Raw genomic sequence first — 15012 nt, forward strand, 5'->3', positions numbered from 1 at the left:
ATCACGTGCCCGAGGCAGAGGCAGCCCTGCGCACGCTCGCGCACAACGTCAGAGCCGCACGCACCCGCGCGGGTCTGTCCCTGGACGAACTGGGCCGCCGCGCCAAGGTCAGCAAGGGCGCCCTGGTCGGGCTGGAGAAGGCGCAGGGCAACCCGAACTTCGCCACCCTGATCCGCCTCGCCGACACCCTCGGCGTCTCGGTGTCCGCACTGTTGGAAGGACCCGCCGAAGGCCGGGTCCGTGTGGTGTCCGCCGACGCCGTCATGCCCCTGTGGGCCGGGAAGCGGGGCAGCCAGGCCCGGCTCATGCTCACCACCTCAGGACCGGCCCCCGTCGAGATCTGGCGCTGGGTGCTGGAGCCGGACGAGGAGTACCCCAGTCACCCGCACCAGGCCGGCGTCGTCGAGACCGTCAGCGTCACCGCCGGCCGGATGACCCTCACCGTCGACGGCACCGAGCACCCGGTCGAAGCCGGGCAGACCGCCGCCTTCGACGGCGACGCCCCCCACACCTACCGCGGCGCGGGCACCGAGACCTGCCACCTGATCATGACCGTGCACATCCCGCCGGCCCCGGGCTCCGCTTCCTGACCGCCGGAGGCCGGGAGCGCCCGAGGGCCGGCGACCCGGCACGGGCCGCGGGCGCCGCAGTCGGCCCTACGCGGCGCGATCGCGGTCGTCGCCCAGGAACCGTCCGCCGAACAGCACCGCGCACGCCGCGGCCGTCAGCAGCCCGCCGACGAGGAAGGTGTCCCGCACGTCGGCCAGCGGGAGGATCAGCCCCCCGAACGCGGCGCCCGCGGCGATGCCGACGTTGTAGCAACCGGAGTTGGCCGCGAGTGCGAGGTCCGTGCGGCCGGGTGCGCACCGCAGCATCGCGTGCTGGGTGGCCATGAACACCGGCCCGAGCGCACCGCCCATGAGTGCCAGGAACGCCACCGCCGCCACCGGACGGGAGCCGGCCGCGTACAGGCCGAGCATGGCCGCCGCCTGCGTGGCCACGGCGCCCGTCAGCGCGGCGCGCGGGTGACGGTCCAGAAGTGCCCCGGTGATGCTCACCCCCACCAGGCACGCGACGCCGAACGCCACCAACAGCGCACCCACGGTGCTCGGTGCGAACCCGCTCACGTCGTCGAGGAACTCCACGAGATAGGTGTATCCGGTGAACGCCCCGGTGGCGGAGAGGGCTCCGGTGGCCAGCACGGTCCCGAACCGGCGGGCGTCGGGGCTGGTCCCGTAGGCCGCCGGCGCTTCGTCCGCCGGCGCGGTCGGCAGCAGAACGGCGATCGTCACCAGGGACAGCAGGCCCAGGACCGCCAGCGCGGCGAGGGGCACCTGCCAGGCACTCCGCTGCCCCAGCCAGGTGCCGGCGGGAACCCCGAGCACGAGGGCGAGCGACCCGGCGACGGACAGCGCCCCGACCACCCGCCCACGGACGTCGGGCGCGAACAGGCCCACCGCGACGGGCCCCATCACGGCCCAGAACAACGCCTGGGCGAGCGCGGTCAGCAGCCGCGCCACGAGCAGCAGACCGTACGAGGTCGCCAGCGCCGCGGCCAGACTGGACACCACGAGCACGGCCAGCAGGCCCGTGAGCACATGGCGTCGGGGCGCGGCCCGGGTGACGTGGGCGAGCGGCACGGACGCGACCGCGACCGTCGCGGCGTAGCCGGTGACCAGGAGACCGACCGCGGACAGCGACACCCCGAGGCTGCCGGAGATGATCTCCAGGAGACCGACCGGCAGGTTCTCCGCCGTGTTGAAGGTGAAGGCGGCCAGCATCAGGGCCCCGAGCACCGCCGGGCCGCGCCATGCGGCCGAACGCCCGGTGAGGGCGCGGCCCGTACCCGCCGCCGCCTGTCGCGCCTGCTCGGTGGCACCTTCCATGGCGCTACTTCACCGGCCCCGCGGGCCCCGTCGCAACCCCTTTAGGCGTCGCGGCCAGGCCCCGGCGCTGCACCGCGGCGCCTGACCGGCCGCCGGGCACGGCCCCGGGCAGCGCGTGACCACGAGGGGAGGGTCACCAGGTGACGGGGATCGTCTCGGGGATGCGGAAGGCCACGTCAGGGCGCCAACGCAGTTCCCCGGCCGGCACGGCCAGACGGAGCGTCGGGGTGTGGTCGGCCAGGGTCTGAAGGACGACGGCGATCTGCATCCTGGCCAGGGCGTTGCCGGGGCAGTGGTGCTTGCCGTGGCCGAAGCCGAGGTGGGGGCGGGGGCGCGGGATTCCGGCTCCGGACGACGTGCCGTCAACCGGACCGCGGTCGGCGGCGAAGCGGTCGGGCGCGAAGCGGTCCGGTTCGGGGTAGGCGTGCGGGTCGTGGTTGCCGGACTCCAGGGAGACCAACACGCACTCCCCGGCCTTGATCGTCAGGCCGTCGAGCGGCACGTCGTCGGTCGCCACCCGCTTCACCCCGCCCGTCGACATCGGCGTGTGGCGCAACACCTCCTCCACCATGGACGGCAGCAGCGCGGGCCGGTCGCGCAGGGCCGCCAGGGCCGTGGGGTGGGACAGCATCATCACCAGCGCGTTGGCCACGAAGCTCGCGGCCGTCCGGTAGCCGGCGATCAACATCAGGTTGGCGACTTCGGCGAGCCCGTCGGCGCCGAGCCGGCCGCCGTCCCGGGTACGGGCCGCGGCGGCCCGTTTGACGACGTCGGAGCCCGGTGCGGCGGCCAGTTCCGGTGCGCGCCGCAGGAAGAACCCGTACATGGCGTCGAGGGCGGCCTGGATCTCGTCGCGGGTGCGGTCCCGCCATACCAGGACCGTGTCGCACCAGGCGTTGAGCACTTGCCCCTCGTCCTCGGTGAGTTCGCCGAGGAGGACCCGGCGGGCCACCGCGAAGGTCAGTGGCCGGGCCAGCCCCTGCTGGAGGTCGACGGGAGGACCCTGCTCCGACAACTCGTCGAACAGGGCGCGGGCCCGGAGACGCGTCCAGGCGTGGTGGGCCCGGATCGCGCGCGGACTCAGGGCGTCGGCCAGGATGCCGCGCAACCCCCTCGCCTGGAGCGTGGCCATGCCGTCGCCCCTGGCGCCCGTGGCGCGCGGCCGGAGCGGCTCCTGCCGCGGAGCGTCGGCTTCCAAGGCGGCGGTCAGGCTGAGCCGGGGGTCGGCGAGGAGCCGTCGGGCGAGGTCGTAGCGCGTGACCAACCAGACCTGGTCGCCCGTCACCGTCACGACCCGGCAGGCCGGGGCGGGAGCTTCGCGCAGCCGGGCGTAGGCGGGCGAGATCTGCTGTCCCCAGTCGTCGAACGGGAAGGCCGGCGGGCCCTCGGCGGCGGCGCGCGAGGTGGGCGGGTGCGCGTCGGTGGTGTTCATGGGCCCGTCACCACCCCGGTCAGCGGCCCGACAGGCGGCAGTTGCCCGGATCGCCTGGGCGGGGCGGACGGCGGCGGCCCGGGGAGAGCGGGGCGAACCACCGCGTACGCCTGGAGCGGTGTGCTGAACAGTTCTCCGAAGACCAGCGGGACGGTGGGGATCACCTGGTGGTAGACGTGCACCGAGGAGGGGACGCCCAGGATGCCCGGCGAGTCCATGCACAGTGGCATCTCGGCTATCAAGTAACGCATTCCCTCCGCTAGTTGCTCGGCAGTCGGCTTCGCGCCCTTCAGATGCGATGCCAGCGCCTTGCCGCTCGCCCGCAGGAACACCTCCCGCACCGACGGCTGCCGCTCCGCCGCCCGCTCCACCCTGCCGAGCAGTGCCCGGTACGTGGGGTCGCCGGTGAACTCCGTGAGCGTGCGGATGCGATGGCGGTGTTCGGGCACGCCGCTGGCCGTCCAGGCACGCGCGATGCGCCGGCACAGCCGCCGGGTGTCGCGCTGCGCGTAGGACCGGGCGCGTTCCTCGGGATGGCCGAGGGCGCGGTACGTGTGGACGAGCGCGACGTCCGGGACGATCGGGTCCACCTCGGCGAACGCCTCGCTCGCCCACCGCAGCAGGCCGGTCAACCGCTGTTCGCTGAAGTAGCCGTTGCCGGGGCTGACACCGATCAGGACGTGCTCGCCCCGGGCCCAGATCTCCCGACAGCGGTCCGTGAACGGCTCGATGGTGAAGCCCGGCGGCACCCGCCGCCCCGCGACCGTGCCGGCTCTGGCATCCGCCCCGAAGTCCGTGGCCCCGCTCCGGCCCGCGCCCGCGCCCGCGCCCGCGCCCGCGCCCATGCTCGTGTCCATGACTCTCCCGCCTCTCCCGCGCAGCAGGTGCACCCGCCCCGAAACGGCCGGTGATGATAATCATCGAAATTGACACGCTGCGTGACCGTCCAGACCGAGCCGATAAGTCCACTCAAACGAGCTATGGGCGGTTCGCGAAACCCGCTTCAGGGGCACGGGGGCGCGGGCACGGGGCGCCTGTGACCGGCCGCAACGCGAGGCGTACGCCGCGTCGGCCGACCTCGTCCGGCTTCGGCCAGCGAGGGCAAACCCCCGGCGGTGACCAGGCCGGATCACGCCCCGCAGGCACACGATCCGAGCCACCCCATCGGCCCCGACGCCGCCGATCCACCCGGGAATGCCGGTCCGTTCGCCGAAGTGGTGAGTGTGAGCAGGGGTGTTCGGGGCAGCCCTAGTGGTACCCCAGCCGGGCCCCCCGTCCCGGCTGGGGCCCGACTTGGTCAGGGCCGCGATGGTGGGCACCGTGGCGACGCGGTCGGCGGGTCTGCTCCGAGTGGCCCGCGGCGGTAGACGGTCGCCATTCCGTGGTGGCCCGCCGAGCGGCGCGAACCGGGGCTCACACCCGGTTGGTGATCGTCACGCGGACCGACATCGCGGCGGTGGAACGCATCACCGGGCTGGAGGTCGTAGAGGTCAACGTCGCCGTCAACGACGTCCACCTCCCCGAGGACGACGCCCGGCCCGCCGGGGAGACCCGCGTCGCGTAGCGGTGACACGGCGTCACGCACGGGGTCCGGGACGGTTCCACGAGGGGAATGAGGTCAGTGGTGAACAGAGCGACGATGGGCCTGATGACGGGGGTGGCCCTGGCGTTCGCCGCCTGGTTCGGCGGATTCGGGGCGTTCCTCCTGGTCGCCGCGCTCGGTGCGATCGGGTACGTACTGGGGCGCCTACTGGACGACGGGACCGACCTGCGGGAGTTCCTGGGCCAGGGCGGCTGGAGGAACCGGTGACGGCGGCCGGCGAGCGGGGCACGACGCGGGTCGGCGACCGGGCGGTGCGTGCCATCGCCGCCCGGGCCGCCACCGAGGCGTTGCCCGGTGAGCGGGTCGAGGTGACCGGCGCCCGGGCCGCCGTCCGCGGCGGTCACGCAGAGGTGGCGCTGCGTGTCACGGCCCCGTACCCGGTGCCCTTGGACGAGGCCGGCGCGGACGTCCACGGCCACGTCACGGCGCGCACCCGGGAGTTGACGGGGTTGACCGTCAGCGCCGACGTGGGTCTGAGCGGCTTGCGGCCGCGCCGGGCCGTCTCGTTGACGAAGGGAGCCGACGTCGACGCCCCGCGGCGGCAGCCGGCCCGCGGCCCGTGGTCCGAGCGGCGACTGCCGTCCGCGGTCGTGGCGTTGGCGGGGGCCGCGGTCAGCGCGCTCGGATGCGCGGATCTCGTCGTCCGCACCGTGGCGCCGCACCGCGGGGCCGGTTGGCACGCCCGGGTCGTGACGTGGCTGTCCTCCCCCGGTGACGGGCTCGTGGTGGCCGCGGGCGCGGCCGGGGTGGTGCTGGGTGCCGTCCTGCTGTGGGCGGCGTTGGCGCCCGGTCGGCGCCGTGGCCTCCCCTTGGCGCCGCCCGCCCCCGGCACCGGGGCCGTGCTCACCCGGCGCGCGGTGGCGGCCGTGGTGGGCGGCGCGGTGGCCCGGGTGTCCGGCATCGGGGCGGTGCGTGTCGCCGTCGGCGGCCGGCGCCTGGTGGTGCGGGCTCGGCTCGCCTTCGGCGACCCCGTGGCGTCCCGGGACGAGGTCGGGTCCGTGGCCCGGGACGCGGTCGCCGCCTGTGGTCTGGCTCGGCCCCGCCGCCTGCGGGTCCGCGTACGCCCCACGGCCGCCTGGCGGCGCCCCGAAACCGATCCGACGGCCACCGAGCAACCGGAGGTGGCGTACCGTGCCGCACATCCGTAACGTCGTCAACCGCACGCTCCTCGGCCTCCTGGCCACGGCCGTGGTGGCCGGTGGCCTGTGGGCCGTCGTGACGCGTTCCGCGCCGCGCGACCGGTTCCCGGACGGCTGGGCCGCGGCGACGTCCCCGGCGCACATGCTGGACGGCGGGGTCCCGTCACCGGGCGGCGTGCCGTGGACCACCGTGCGGCTCGCCGCGAGCGCGGTGGCGACGGTGCTCTGTCTGGCCTGGTGCGCCTGGCAGTTCCGTTCGGCGCAGGACCGCCGCCTACCGCTCCGCCCGGCCGGCGTGAGCCTGCGTACCCGCGCCCTGTCCGAGGTCCTCGGCCAGCAGACGGCCGCGCTGACCGGAGTGGCGCGCGCACGCGGCCGGATGACGGCCCGCAAGGACCGGCTGCACGCACGGGTGCGGCTCCGCCTCGTCCCGGACGCCCAACCGTCCCGTGTGCTGGACGAGTTCGCCCGCACCGTCCTCGCACCGGCGCGGCACGCGGCCCGGCCCCGCCACCTCACCGCCCACGTCCACCTCGATCGAAGCGCGCACCGGCCGCGCCGCCTACGCTGAACTCCCGTCCGCACAGCGGGTGGTGACCGCCCGGCCGGGACTTCCCCGTCCGACCCGAGCCCGAGGAACGCCTCATGACACGTGACGAGCAACCCCCACCGGCCGAAGGCGACGCACTCGTGGGAGCGCGGCCCCGGTCCGAACTCAAGGAAGTGTGCGCCGGGCTCGAAGCGCTCCCGCCCGGCGAGACCCGCCAGGCACGCCTGGCGCAGGGGTTCCTGGCGGCCTGCCGGTGGGCCCTCGGCGTCGAAACCACCGGGCCGGTGACCGGCGGGCCCCTGGAAACCGACTCCGCGATGCCGTACTTGACGGCCGAGTCCGATGCGGCGGCCGTGCGGTTGGAGAGCCTGTCACCGGGCAGCGCGGCGCACGACTACGTGGAGGGGGTGCACGTGGCGCTGGCGTGGCTCTGCGGACAGAGCGAGGAGCGGCCGTAGCGAAGGTCGGTGCAGGTGCCCGGTGTCTGTCCGCGGGTGGGCGCACACCGTCGGCGGAGGCGGCAGGCACCCAGCCACGCAGGCACGCAGGCACGCACGCGGGCTGCGCAGCAGGTCGCTACGGAATCCCGCCGGCCCGGAGCGGCACCGTGCGCGAGCGTCCGCAGCGTGCACGTCGCGCGCGTCGGGCACGTGCGCCGGCCACGGCGCGCGGCCGTCCACCGCATCGGGCCGCACGCCTCTGCATGGTGCCCCGCAGCGCCGCCATCCCGTCCCCCCAGGCCCTGGGACCTCGCCGGACCCCGTTCGCGCACCCGTGCTAGCCTGTTGTGAAACAGATCACTTGTTCCGGGTACTTCGCCCACAGGGCAACGGCCCCGCCCGAGGCATCGACGTCGCCCGCGGTGTTGCGCGGCACACGAGTCCGCACCGCGCCGGCATGCGCGACGATCCGACTTCCCCACCATCCTTCCGAGCTGCTTCTGTGCACCCCATGCCAGTGGTGACCAGCATCGGAGCGCGGGGCCGGAGGAGGTTCTTCATGAGCACCCACCGCATCCGTACCGCCCTCACCATCGCGACGGCCACCGCCCTGCCGCTGTGCTGGGCCGCCGCCGCGACACCGGCCGCCGCCTCTCCGACAGCCGACACCGTCGGCTCGCAGTGCTCCGCACTGCCCCACAGCGGGCCGGGCAGTGCCCAGTCCCTGGCCGACAAACCGGTGGTGACCGGCGCGGAGCAGAACTCCTCCCTGTCGACGCTGGTCACGGCGTTGAAGAAGGCAGGGCTCGTCGACACCCTCAACCACGGCAAGCACCTGACGGTCTTCGCCCCGACCAACAAGGCGTTCTCCAAGATCTCGAAGGCCGATCTGGCCAAACTCCTGGGAAACAAGCAGGAGTTGAAGAAGGTGCTCACCTACCACGTGGTCGGCGAGCAGATCACGCCCAAGCAGTTCCCGAACGGGAAGTTCAAGACCCTTGAGGGCGGCGAACTGACCACCCAGGTCTCCGGCTCGACGTACACCGTCAACAACACCGCCCAGGTCACCTGCGGGAACCTCAAGGCGGCGAACGCGACCGTGTACCTCATCGACCACGTGCTGACGCCTCCCAAGTGACGGCGCCCCAGGGGCGGCGGGGTCACGACTCTCGGGGGCGTGGCCTTCTGCACGCACGTCAGTCGACGGATCACGTGCGGATCGCCCCGCGCGGCGTGCGGTCACCGTGGCGACCGTACGCCGCGCGGGGGTCGCGGGGACGGATCAGTCGCGCTGGGCGCGCGTCGGGAGCGCGCGCAGCTTCATGCTCTTCGCCGTACTGGCACCGAATCCGTAGTCCAGCAGCTTCGCCGCGTCGGCGTACCGGTCGGCGCTGTTCAGCACGGTGCCGACGAGGGTCCTGCCGTTGCGGGTGGCCGCGAAGACCAGGCAGTCGCCCGCCGGCGTGGTCGTCCCGGTCTTGATCCCGATGACACCGTCGTACGAACCGAGCAGCTGGTTGGTGTTGGTCCAGGTGTAGTAGCGGGTACGGCCGTTGGCGGCGGGCGCCTCCCCCTTGTACTCCTTGGTCTTGACGATGGTGCGGAAGGTGTCGTTCTTCATGGCGTGCTGGGCCAACTCGGCCAGCTCGGTGGGGGTGCTGGAGTCGGATCCGCCGCCGTCGAAGGAGGTGAACTTCGTCTTGGACAGGTGGAGTTCACCGGCCTTCGTGTTCATCTTCGAGATGAACGAGGTGGTGCGCTCGGCGCTGGTGGTACCGGAGCCGAAGGTGTCGGCGAGCGCGTAGGCGGCGTCCGCGCCAGAGGGCAGGAGGGTCGCGTACAGCAGCTGACGCACAGTGACCTTGTCGCCGGTCTGCAGGTCCGCGGTGCTGGATCCGTGCTGGGTGACGTAGTCCCGATACGCCTGCTGCACGGGGACCTGGCGCTCCAGGTCGACGCCCGTGGTGTCGAGCACGACCGACGCGGCCATGATCTTCGCCGTGCTGGCTATGGGACGGACCGTGTCCGCGTCCTTGGCGAAGAGCGTGTCGCCGCTGGTGTCGTCCACCAACGAGGCGCCCTTGGCGGCGAGGGTCGGCTGCGGCTCCGGCTGGGTGGGGGTCGCAGCCTGCGCGGTCAGCGGGGAGAGGGCGAGCAGGGTGCCGCCCGCGAGGGCAACTGCGCGCTTGGTGAGAGTTCCGACAGTCAAAGAGTGTGCTCCATGTGCGGACTGCCGCTTCCCGAACCGTGGGTACCGGCAAGGGCAGTTGAGTTGCGTGTCTCCGCCATCAAACGTCATGGGCGGCGGATCGGGTCCGTCGCCCCCGCGTCTGGCACCGATCTTTCCTCTCGTGGCGCCGTTGCACCCGGTGGGATCGTCTCCCCTTCGTCGAGGTCATGGCGGCTGCGGTGCGCGGGGGCCGGGCGGAACGGGACGGGAGCGTTGTACGCATATCGCCCTGCGTCGGGGCCGATCCCGTCCGTACTCTGGACGCGATGGCTTCCCCGACACCCACGACTCGCCCTCGCCGTCGGCTGCTTCTGGCGTTGGCCCTGGTGCTGCTCGGCCCGTTGGTGGGTGAGTACCTCCTCGGCAACCAGCCGATCACGGCACCACCCTGCACCGCCCCTCACCGGATGCGGCCGGTCTCCAACCCTCGTACGGCTACCTCGCCGTCAGTGCGGTGACCAGTTCGTCCAGCCCGTCGACGCGCCAGTCGAAGGCGTCGGAGCGTGTCGGTGGATCGCCGACCGGTCGCTGGACGTAGGCGGTCCGCAGGCCCTTCGCCTGGGCTCCGCGGAGGTCCCAGGCATGGGCGGCCACCATGAGGATGCGGTCCGGGGGGCATCCGGCGGCGTCGATGGCGAGCTGGTAGACCTCGGGGGCCGGCTTGTAGGTCCGGGCGGATTCGGCGGACAAGGCTTGGTGCCAGCGCAGCCCGGCGCCCGCGTTGAGGCGCAGCAGGGCGGCGCGGCCGGCGTTGGAGAGAGCGACCACGGGGAAGTGCTGCCCGAGCCGTTCGAGACCGGCGACGGAGTCGGCCCATGCAGGCAGGCGCTGACCTGCGGTGGACAGTGCGGCGATGGCTGCCCGATCGGTGATTCCGGCCTGGTCGGCGACGCGTTGGGCCGCTTCCGCGTCGATGATCTGGGTGTTGGCGTACGCCCGGTGGCCCTGCGTGATGCAGCGCTGTTCGCGCTCCACGTGCTGTTGCCACACGGCGAGCAGCTCGCCGACCGACGCATCGTCAGCGGCCGGCACGGCCCGGCGAATTGCCGCGCGCAGTCCGCTGGGTTCGTCGACCAGCGTTCCGAGGACGTCGAAGACGACGACCTCGATGGCGTGGCTCCCGGCCATGTGCGCTCCTCGCGATCCAGGCATCACCAGCTCAGCAGGTGACGACCTTGCCATGCGTCGCGTCACCGGTCAAGGAGGTGATGCAACGCATGGCTCACCCAGCGGAAATCCGGCCCTCAACTCCCCACACCGCACGAGCTGGTGAACTGCCGCCGTGATGCGATGGGATGGCCTGCTGTGAGATCTCATGAACGCGCCAGAAGTGGCATACGGGCCTGCACGCGCTGGGTTCGCCGTCATCGAGCCGCGACGGGACTGGCCTTGGGGGTCCCGGCCGTGCTCGGTTTCATCCTCGTCATGCTCGGGCCGGTGTCGTGGCTGGTGGCCGGCGGCACGGTGCGCAACCTCAACGGCAAGGAGCAGGCCGATGCACTCAACGCGGTGCGCCAAACCGTCCTGACCGCCGCGGGCGGAGCGGCGGTCCTGCTCGGGTTCGGATACACGGCCCGCACGTACCACCTGTCGCGGCGCGGCCAGGTGACCGGCCGGTTCAGCACGGCCATCGGGCAGCTGGCGTCCGACAAGCTCGAGGAGCGCCTGGGGGCGGTGTACGGCCTGGAGCAGGTCATGGCCGAGTCGCCGCAGGATCACGCCACCGTCGTGTCGGTGCTCTCCGCGTTCGTCCGTGAGCACGCCCGCCGCGAGGCCGAACCGCCCCCGGAAGAGGGCGCCGGGCAGCAGGGGCCTCCCCCACCGTTCGGCACGGAACCGCGTGCGGACATCAGGGCGGCGATGGAGGTCCTCGCCCACAGGCCCGAGCGCGAGGAGGCCCGTCGGGTCGACCTCCGCCGGACCGCCCTCGTCGGGCTGATGATGCGCAGCTTCGATTTCGACGCCCCGCCTCGCCTCGCCCGCTCCTACCTGACCTGGGCCGACCTCCGCCGGGCCGACCTGCGCGGAGTCGACCTGCGCGGCGCCATCCTCAACGGCGCCGATCTCCGCCTGTCGATGCTCGCCGGAGCCCATCTCGACGGCGCAGCAGTCGCCAACGCCGATCTGCGCGGCGCTCATCTCGGGGGCGGGACGTCGCTGGTCGGCACGGATCTCAGCGGTACCGACCTGACGGACACCCGCGGTGTGACCGCCGAGCAGCTGTCCGGCTCCCTGCTCGACGAGGGGACCCGGCTGCCGCCGGACCTGGCGGCCGACCCGTGGATCAGGGCGCGCCTCGCCGACTGCGCCGCCTGGACCGACCAACGGGGCTCATCGACCTCCCCTCCCCCACCGACCGCGCCGCCTGCCTGACGACCCACGAGGAGAGACGGAGGCTCGCGCCCGCGCACCCCGGAGCGTGCGCTCGGGCGCGAGCCGGCCGGTCCGTGACCACACCAGGACGATCCCTCACCCTCCGCACCAGGGCAACCACCTTCCGTGCCGTGCGACCGCTCGCGCGGCCCCGGAATACCCACGCCTCCCGCTTTTGTTTATGATTCAACCAAGTGGGAGGTGCCCCCTTCCCCGGGCCGCAGGCACCCGGCCCGACCCGCGGAACACCAGGTCACGAACCGCCCACACCAGCCAGAGAGGACCGCACCATGGCTTCGACCCTCGACGTCCGCCGCGCCGACGAGCGCTTCCACACCCAGGCCGGGTGGCTGGACTCGCACCACTCCTTCTCGTTCTCCCACCACTGGAACCCCGACAACACCCACTTCGGGCTCCTGCTGGTCTCCAACGACGACGTCGTCGCGCCGGGCACCGGGTTCGACACCCATCCGCACCGGGACATGGAGATCGTCACCTGGGTGCTCGACGGCAGCCTCGTGCACCAGGACTCCGAGGGGCACAACGGCGTGATCTACCCGGGTCTGGCGCAGCGGATGAGCGCCGGCACCGGCATCCTGCACAGCGAGAAGAACGACTCGTGGACCCTGACCGGCAAGCCGGAGCACGAGGACCCGGTCCACTTCCTCCAGATGTGGGTGATCCCCGACGAGGCCGGAATCCGCCCGGGCTACGAGCAGCTCGACATCAACGACGAACTCGCTCGCGGGGGCTGGAGCACGCTGGCCTCCGGCATGTCCCAGCACGCCAACCAGCGGGCGATCGGCATCCGTCAGAAGCACGCGGCCCTGCACGTCAGCCGCATGCGTTCCGGCGAGACCCTCCAGATCGCCACCGCTCCGTTCGCCCACCTCTTCGTCGCCCGGGGCAACGTCGAGCTGGAGGGCGGCGGACCGCTGGCCACGGGAGACGCGGCACGTATCACGCGCGCCGAGGGGCAGCGCATCACCGCCGGCCCGGACGGCGCGGAGGTCCTCATGTGGGAGATGGACGCCGCCATCGCGATGAAGTGAGCGAGAGGCGGGCGGGCTACGGCACGCACGACGGCCGGGCCCGCCCGCCCTACGCGCCAGCGTCCGGGCTGCACCGAACTCCCCACACCATCGGCTGCCCCGTGCCAGGGAGGAGCCGCCAGCAGACTGGCAGGGCGGCGGGAAGTGGCTGCTGCGCGAACTGCGCGACCACGACCCGGTACTGGCCGACCGCCACCCCGTGCGCCGCCCCGCACCTCGTCCCGCGGCATACCCACCGTCCCCGGTCGACCAGCGCATTCGCTGACACCAACGCGTCACGGCACGGGCCCGCTGACGTCCTCGGCCGGCCATAAACCAGTTGTCGATCGCCTTCTCTCCCAGGCAGATTGGCATGGGCACCTGCCGAACCACCGGTCTCCGGGTCGTCATCGCCCAGTCGATCCGCACCTACCTCACCGCCCCCACGACATCGCGCCCTCCACGGCTCCACCGTCTGCTGTCCCGCCGCACCACCAACCGCGGCGGAACCCCCACGGCACCGGCACCCTCACGGCAGCAGGCGTCGGCACCCTCAGCACCCGGACCGCACGAGATGCCCCACCGCGGGCCCGACGCCGCCGTCGAACCCCAGCACGCCCACCCACCGCCACACCGCCCCCTCCCGGGCGCCCCGCCCCTCAGCACCAGTCGGCTGCGAGAACACCAGTCGACTCCGGGAACACGGGCCGGCCGCCCGGCCAACCCACCAACCAGCGAAGGGAGTTGATGATGCCCATGCAGACCCCGACCGTCCTGGGCGTGCTCACCGAGCCCGCCCGCCCCACCGGGTGGAAGGCCAACCGGCACAAGGTCCTGCTCGTCCTCGGCCTACTGGTCGGCTACTGGATCGGCACCCACGTCCACGACGCCCCGCAGCAACAACAGTCCCCCCGGCCGGCCTCCACGGCCCCCGCGGCGACGGCACCCGACCCGCACCGCACACCCACGGGTCTCGGCGTCGCGCCCTGAGCCCCCGCCGGTGCCATGCCTGCACCGGCGGGGACCTCGTCCGACATCAGGGCGCGGCGACGGCGTCCCCGAAACAGCCGCCCCGGACACGGGGCGAACGCGTTCCGTTCCCGGCCGAGGAGACGTACCGAACAGTCATGCGCCGCCTCAGCCCGTCGGGCCCGCCCCTGGCCGACCGTCCTCCTCAGGAAGGGCGTCCGGGGTCCGTTCGCGCAGGAGCTCGACGAAGGCCCTGGCGGCCGGCGAGGCGCCGGAGGGCTTCCACAGCGCCTGGATCACGCGGGGTGGAACGCCCGTCACCGGCACGCTCCGCACGGTGGGCATGCGGGCGGCGGAGGCGGCGGACACCAGCGCGGTGCCCAGGCCGCGGGCCACGAGGGGTTCCAGCAAGGTCATGGCGTCGGCCTCGAAGGCGACCTTGCGGGTGACGCCGGCCGCGGCGAACGCGGCGTCGTTGTGGCGGCGGATCCCCGAGCCCGGTGGCATGTCGACCATGGTGCCTGCGGCCAGTTGGGCCGGGGCGACCTCGACGGCTGCGGCCAGGGGATGGTCGGCCGCGACGATGGCGACGAGGTCCTCGTGCGCGAGGTTGCGCGCGATCAGTCCCCGTGGGGGTTCCGGTGCGTTGGCGTCGACGAACACCAGGTCGCAGCTGTGGTCACGCACCTGTTCCAGCAGGTCGCTGACCAGCCGGGTGCGCAAGGTGACGCGCACCGCCGGATGCCGCTCCTGGTAGGTGGCCAGCAGGTCCGGCAGGTCCACCGCGGCGAGCGGGGTGATGGTGCCGATGTTCAGCGTGCCCCGGAGCCGACTCCCGAGGGCGACCACTTCGCCGCGGGCACGTTCCACCGCGGCCAACGCTTCGCGGGCCGGCCCCAGGAACACCTCACCGGCCGCCGTGACCCGGACGCCACGGCTGCCGCGCTCGAACAGCCGGGTACCCAACTCCTCCTCCAGCCGGGCGATCTGGTGGCTGAGCGCGGACTGCACGACGAAACAGCGCTGCGCGGCACGGGTGAAACTGCCGGTGTCCGCGACGGCGACGGCGTAGGTGAGCTGACGGAGTTCCATCCAGGCATCTTGATCCGAGATGGCCTGTATGACAACTATCTGTTGGACGCATGCCACCAGGGTGGACAGCATGAACGGGCAAGGCACCCACCGCACCGCCCCCTCGCCCACTCGCCCGCCACGTCGTCTGCCGACCGGCCCGCCGGCCAACCACCGTCGTCCCACTCCTCGATCGGGACGGCCCCGGGGTCCGCGGACGAGTACCGCTAGAAGGGAGTGCCCCGCCCGTGGCATCCTCCGCAAGTCCGCCCCCCTCCTCCCCCGCTT

At 73.0% G+C, this 15012-nt stretch carries 15 protein-coding genes and 1 pseudogene; 10 read left to right on the forward strand and 6 right to left on the reverse strand.

The features are described from left to right. Positions 1-5: 5 nt before the first annotated feature. Positions 6-590 (forward strand): helix-turn-helix domain-containing protein, encoded by a 585-nt coding sequence (locus ACLJT4_RS21435; protein WP_411124157.1) that lies wholly within the window; start codon positions 6-8, stop codon positions 588-590. A gap of 66 nt (positions 591-656) precedes the next feature. On the opposite strand, the gene ACLJT4_RS21440 is transcribed toward ACLJT4_RS21435, so the two are convergent. The 3 genes from ACLJT4_RS21440 to ACLJT4_RS21450 form a co-directional block, all read right to left on the reverse strand. Further along, positions 657-1781: an MFS transporter gene (locus ACLJT4_RS21440; protein ID WP_411124288.1), complete on the reverse strand. Its 1125-nt coding sequence runs from the start codon at positions 1779-1781 to the stop codon at positions 657-659. A 238-nt stretch (positions 1782-2019) separates the two neighbouring features. Next, entirely contained in the window at positions 2020-3318 is a 1299-nt protein-coding gene (locus ACLJT4_RS21445) for a cytochrome P450 (RefSeq protein WP_411124159.1), read from the reverse strand. Further along, positions 3315-4175: a tRNA-dependent cyclodipeptide synthase gene (locus ACLJT4_RS21450; protein ID WP_411124161.1), complete on the reverse strand. Its 861-nt coding sequence runs from the start codon at positions 4173-4175 to the stop codon at positions 3315-3317. Before ACLJT4_RS21450 ends, ACLJT4_RS21445 begins: the two co-directional genes overlap by 4 nt. A gap of 590 nt (positions 4176-4765) precedes the next feature. On the opposite strand from ACLJT4_RS21450, the pseudogene ACLJT4_RS21455 reads away from it, so the two are divergent. The 6 genes and pseudogenes from ACLJT4_RS21455 to ACLJT4_RS21480 all read left to right on the forward strand — a co-directional run. Next, a pseudogene (locus ACLJT4_RS21455) lies at positions 4766-4882 on the forward strand (Asp23/Gls24 family envelope stress response protein); the annotation flags it as partial. A gap of 60 nt (positions 4883-4942) precedes the next feature. After that, entirely contained in the window at positions 4943-5128 is a 186-nt protein-coding gene (locus ACLJT4_RS21460; protein WP_411124163.1) for a hypothetical protein, read from the forward strand. Next, positions 5125-6069: a DUF6286 domain-containing protein gene (locus ACLJT4_RS21465; RefSeq protein ID WP_411124165.1), complete on the forward strand. Its 945-nt coding sequence runs from the start codon at positions 5125-5127 to the stop codon at positions 6067-6069. Before ACLJT4_RS21460 ends, ACLJT4_RS21465 begins: the two co-directional genes overlap by 4 nt. Further along, entirely contained in the window at positions 6053-6631 is a 579-nt protein-coding gene (locus ACLJT4_RS21470; protein ID WP_411124167.1) for a hypothetical protein, read from the forward strand. Before ACLJT4_RS21465 ends, ACLJT4_RS21470 begins: the two co-directional genes overlap by 17 nt. 74 nt (positions 6632-6705) lie before the next feature. Beyond that, positions 6706-7068 carry a hypothetical protein gene (locus ACLJT4_RS21475; RefSeq protein ID WP_411124169.1) on the forward strand — a complete coding sequence of 121 codons (363 nt, stop codon included), beginning with the start codon at positions 6706-6708 and terminating at the stop codon, positions 7066-7068. A gap of 541 nt (positions 7069-7609) precedes the next feature. Further along, the gene (locus tag ACLJT4_RS21480) at positions 7610-8188 is read left to right on the forward strand and encodes a fasciclin domain-containing protein (protein WP_411124171.1); all 579 of its coding nucleotides are present in this window, start codon (positions 7610-7612) and stop codon (positions 8186-8188) included. A gap of 144 nt (positions 8189-8332) precedes the next feature. Here ACLJT4_RS21480 and ACLJT4_RS21485 read toward each other — a convergent pair whose 3' ends face one another. Then, on the reverse strand, positions 8333-9259 hold the full coding sequence (locus ACLJT4_RS21485; protein ID WP_411124173.1) for a D-alanyl-D-alanine carboxypeptidase family protein: 927 nt from the start codon (positions 9257-9259) through the stop codon (positions 8333-8335). A 456-nt stretch (positions 9260-9715) separates the two neighbouring features. Then, positions 9716-10408 (reverse strand): haloacid dehalogenase type II, encoded by a 693-nt coding sequence (locus ACLJT4_RS21490; protein ID WP_411124175.1) that lies wholly within the window; start codon positions 10406-10408, stop codon positions 9716-9718. Between the two features lie 276 nt (positions 10409-10684). On the opposite strand from ACLJT4_RS21490, the gene ACLJT4_RS21495 reads away from it, so the two are divergent. The 3 genes from ACLJT4_RS21495 (at position 10685) to ACLJT4_RS21505 (ending at position 13674) form a co-directional block, all read left to right on the forward strand. Next, complete coding sequence (locus tag ACLJT4_RS21495; RefSeq protein WP_411124177.1) at positions 10685-11653, forward strand: pentapeptide repeat-containing protein; 969 nt, start codon at positions 10685-10687, stop codon at positions 11651-11653. Between the two features lie 290 nt (positions 11654-11943). Next, entirely contained in the window at positions 11944-12705 is a 762-nt protein-coding gene (locus tag ACLJT4_RS21500) for a pirin family protein (RefSeq protein WP_411124179.1), read from the forward strand. Between the two features lie 735 nt (positions 12706-13440). Further along, positions 13441-13674: a hypothetical protein gene (locus ACLJT4_RS21505; RefSeq protein ID WP_411124181.1), complete on the forward strand. Its 234-nt coding sequence runs from the start codon at positions 13441-13443 to the stop codon at positions 13672-13674. Between the two features lie 147 nt (positions 13675-13821). Here ACLJT4_RS21505 and ACLJT4_RS21510 read toward each other — a convergent pair whose 3' ends face one another. Then, positions 13822-14745 (reverse strand): LysR family transcriptional regulator, encoded by a 924-nt coding sequence (locus ACLJT4_RS21510; protein WP_411124183.1) that lies wholly within the window; start codon positions 14743-14745, stop codon positions 13822-13824. Positions 14746-15012 lie beyond the last annotated feature (267 nt).

Origin of the sequence: Streptomyces sp. x-19 (assembly GCF_046549115.1) — a bacterium.
In the GTDB taxonomy this organism is placed as follows: domain Bacteria; phylum Actinomycetota; class Actinomycetes; order Streptomycetales; family Streptomycetaceae; genus Streptomyces; species Streptomyces albulus_C.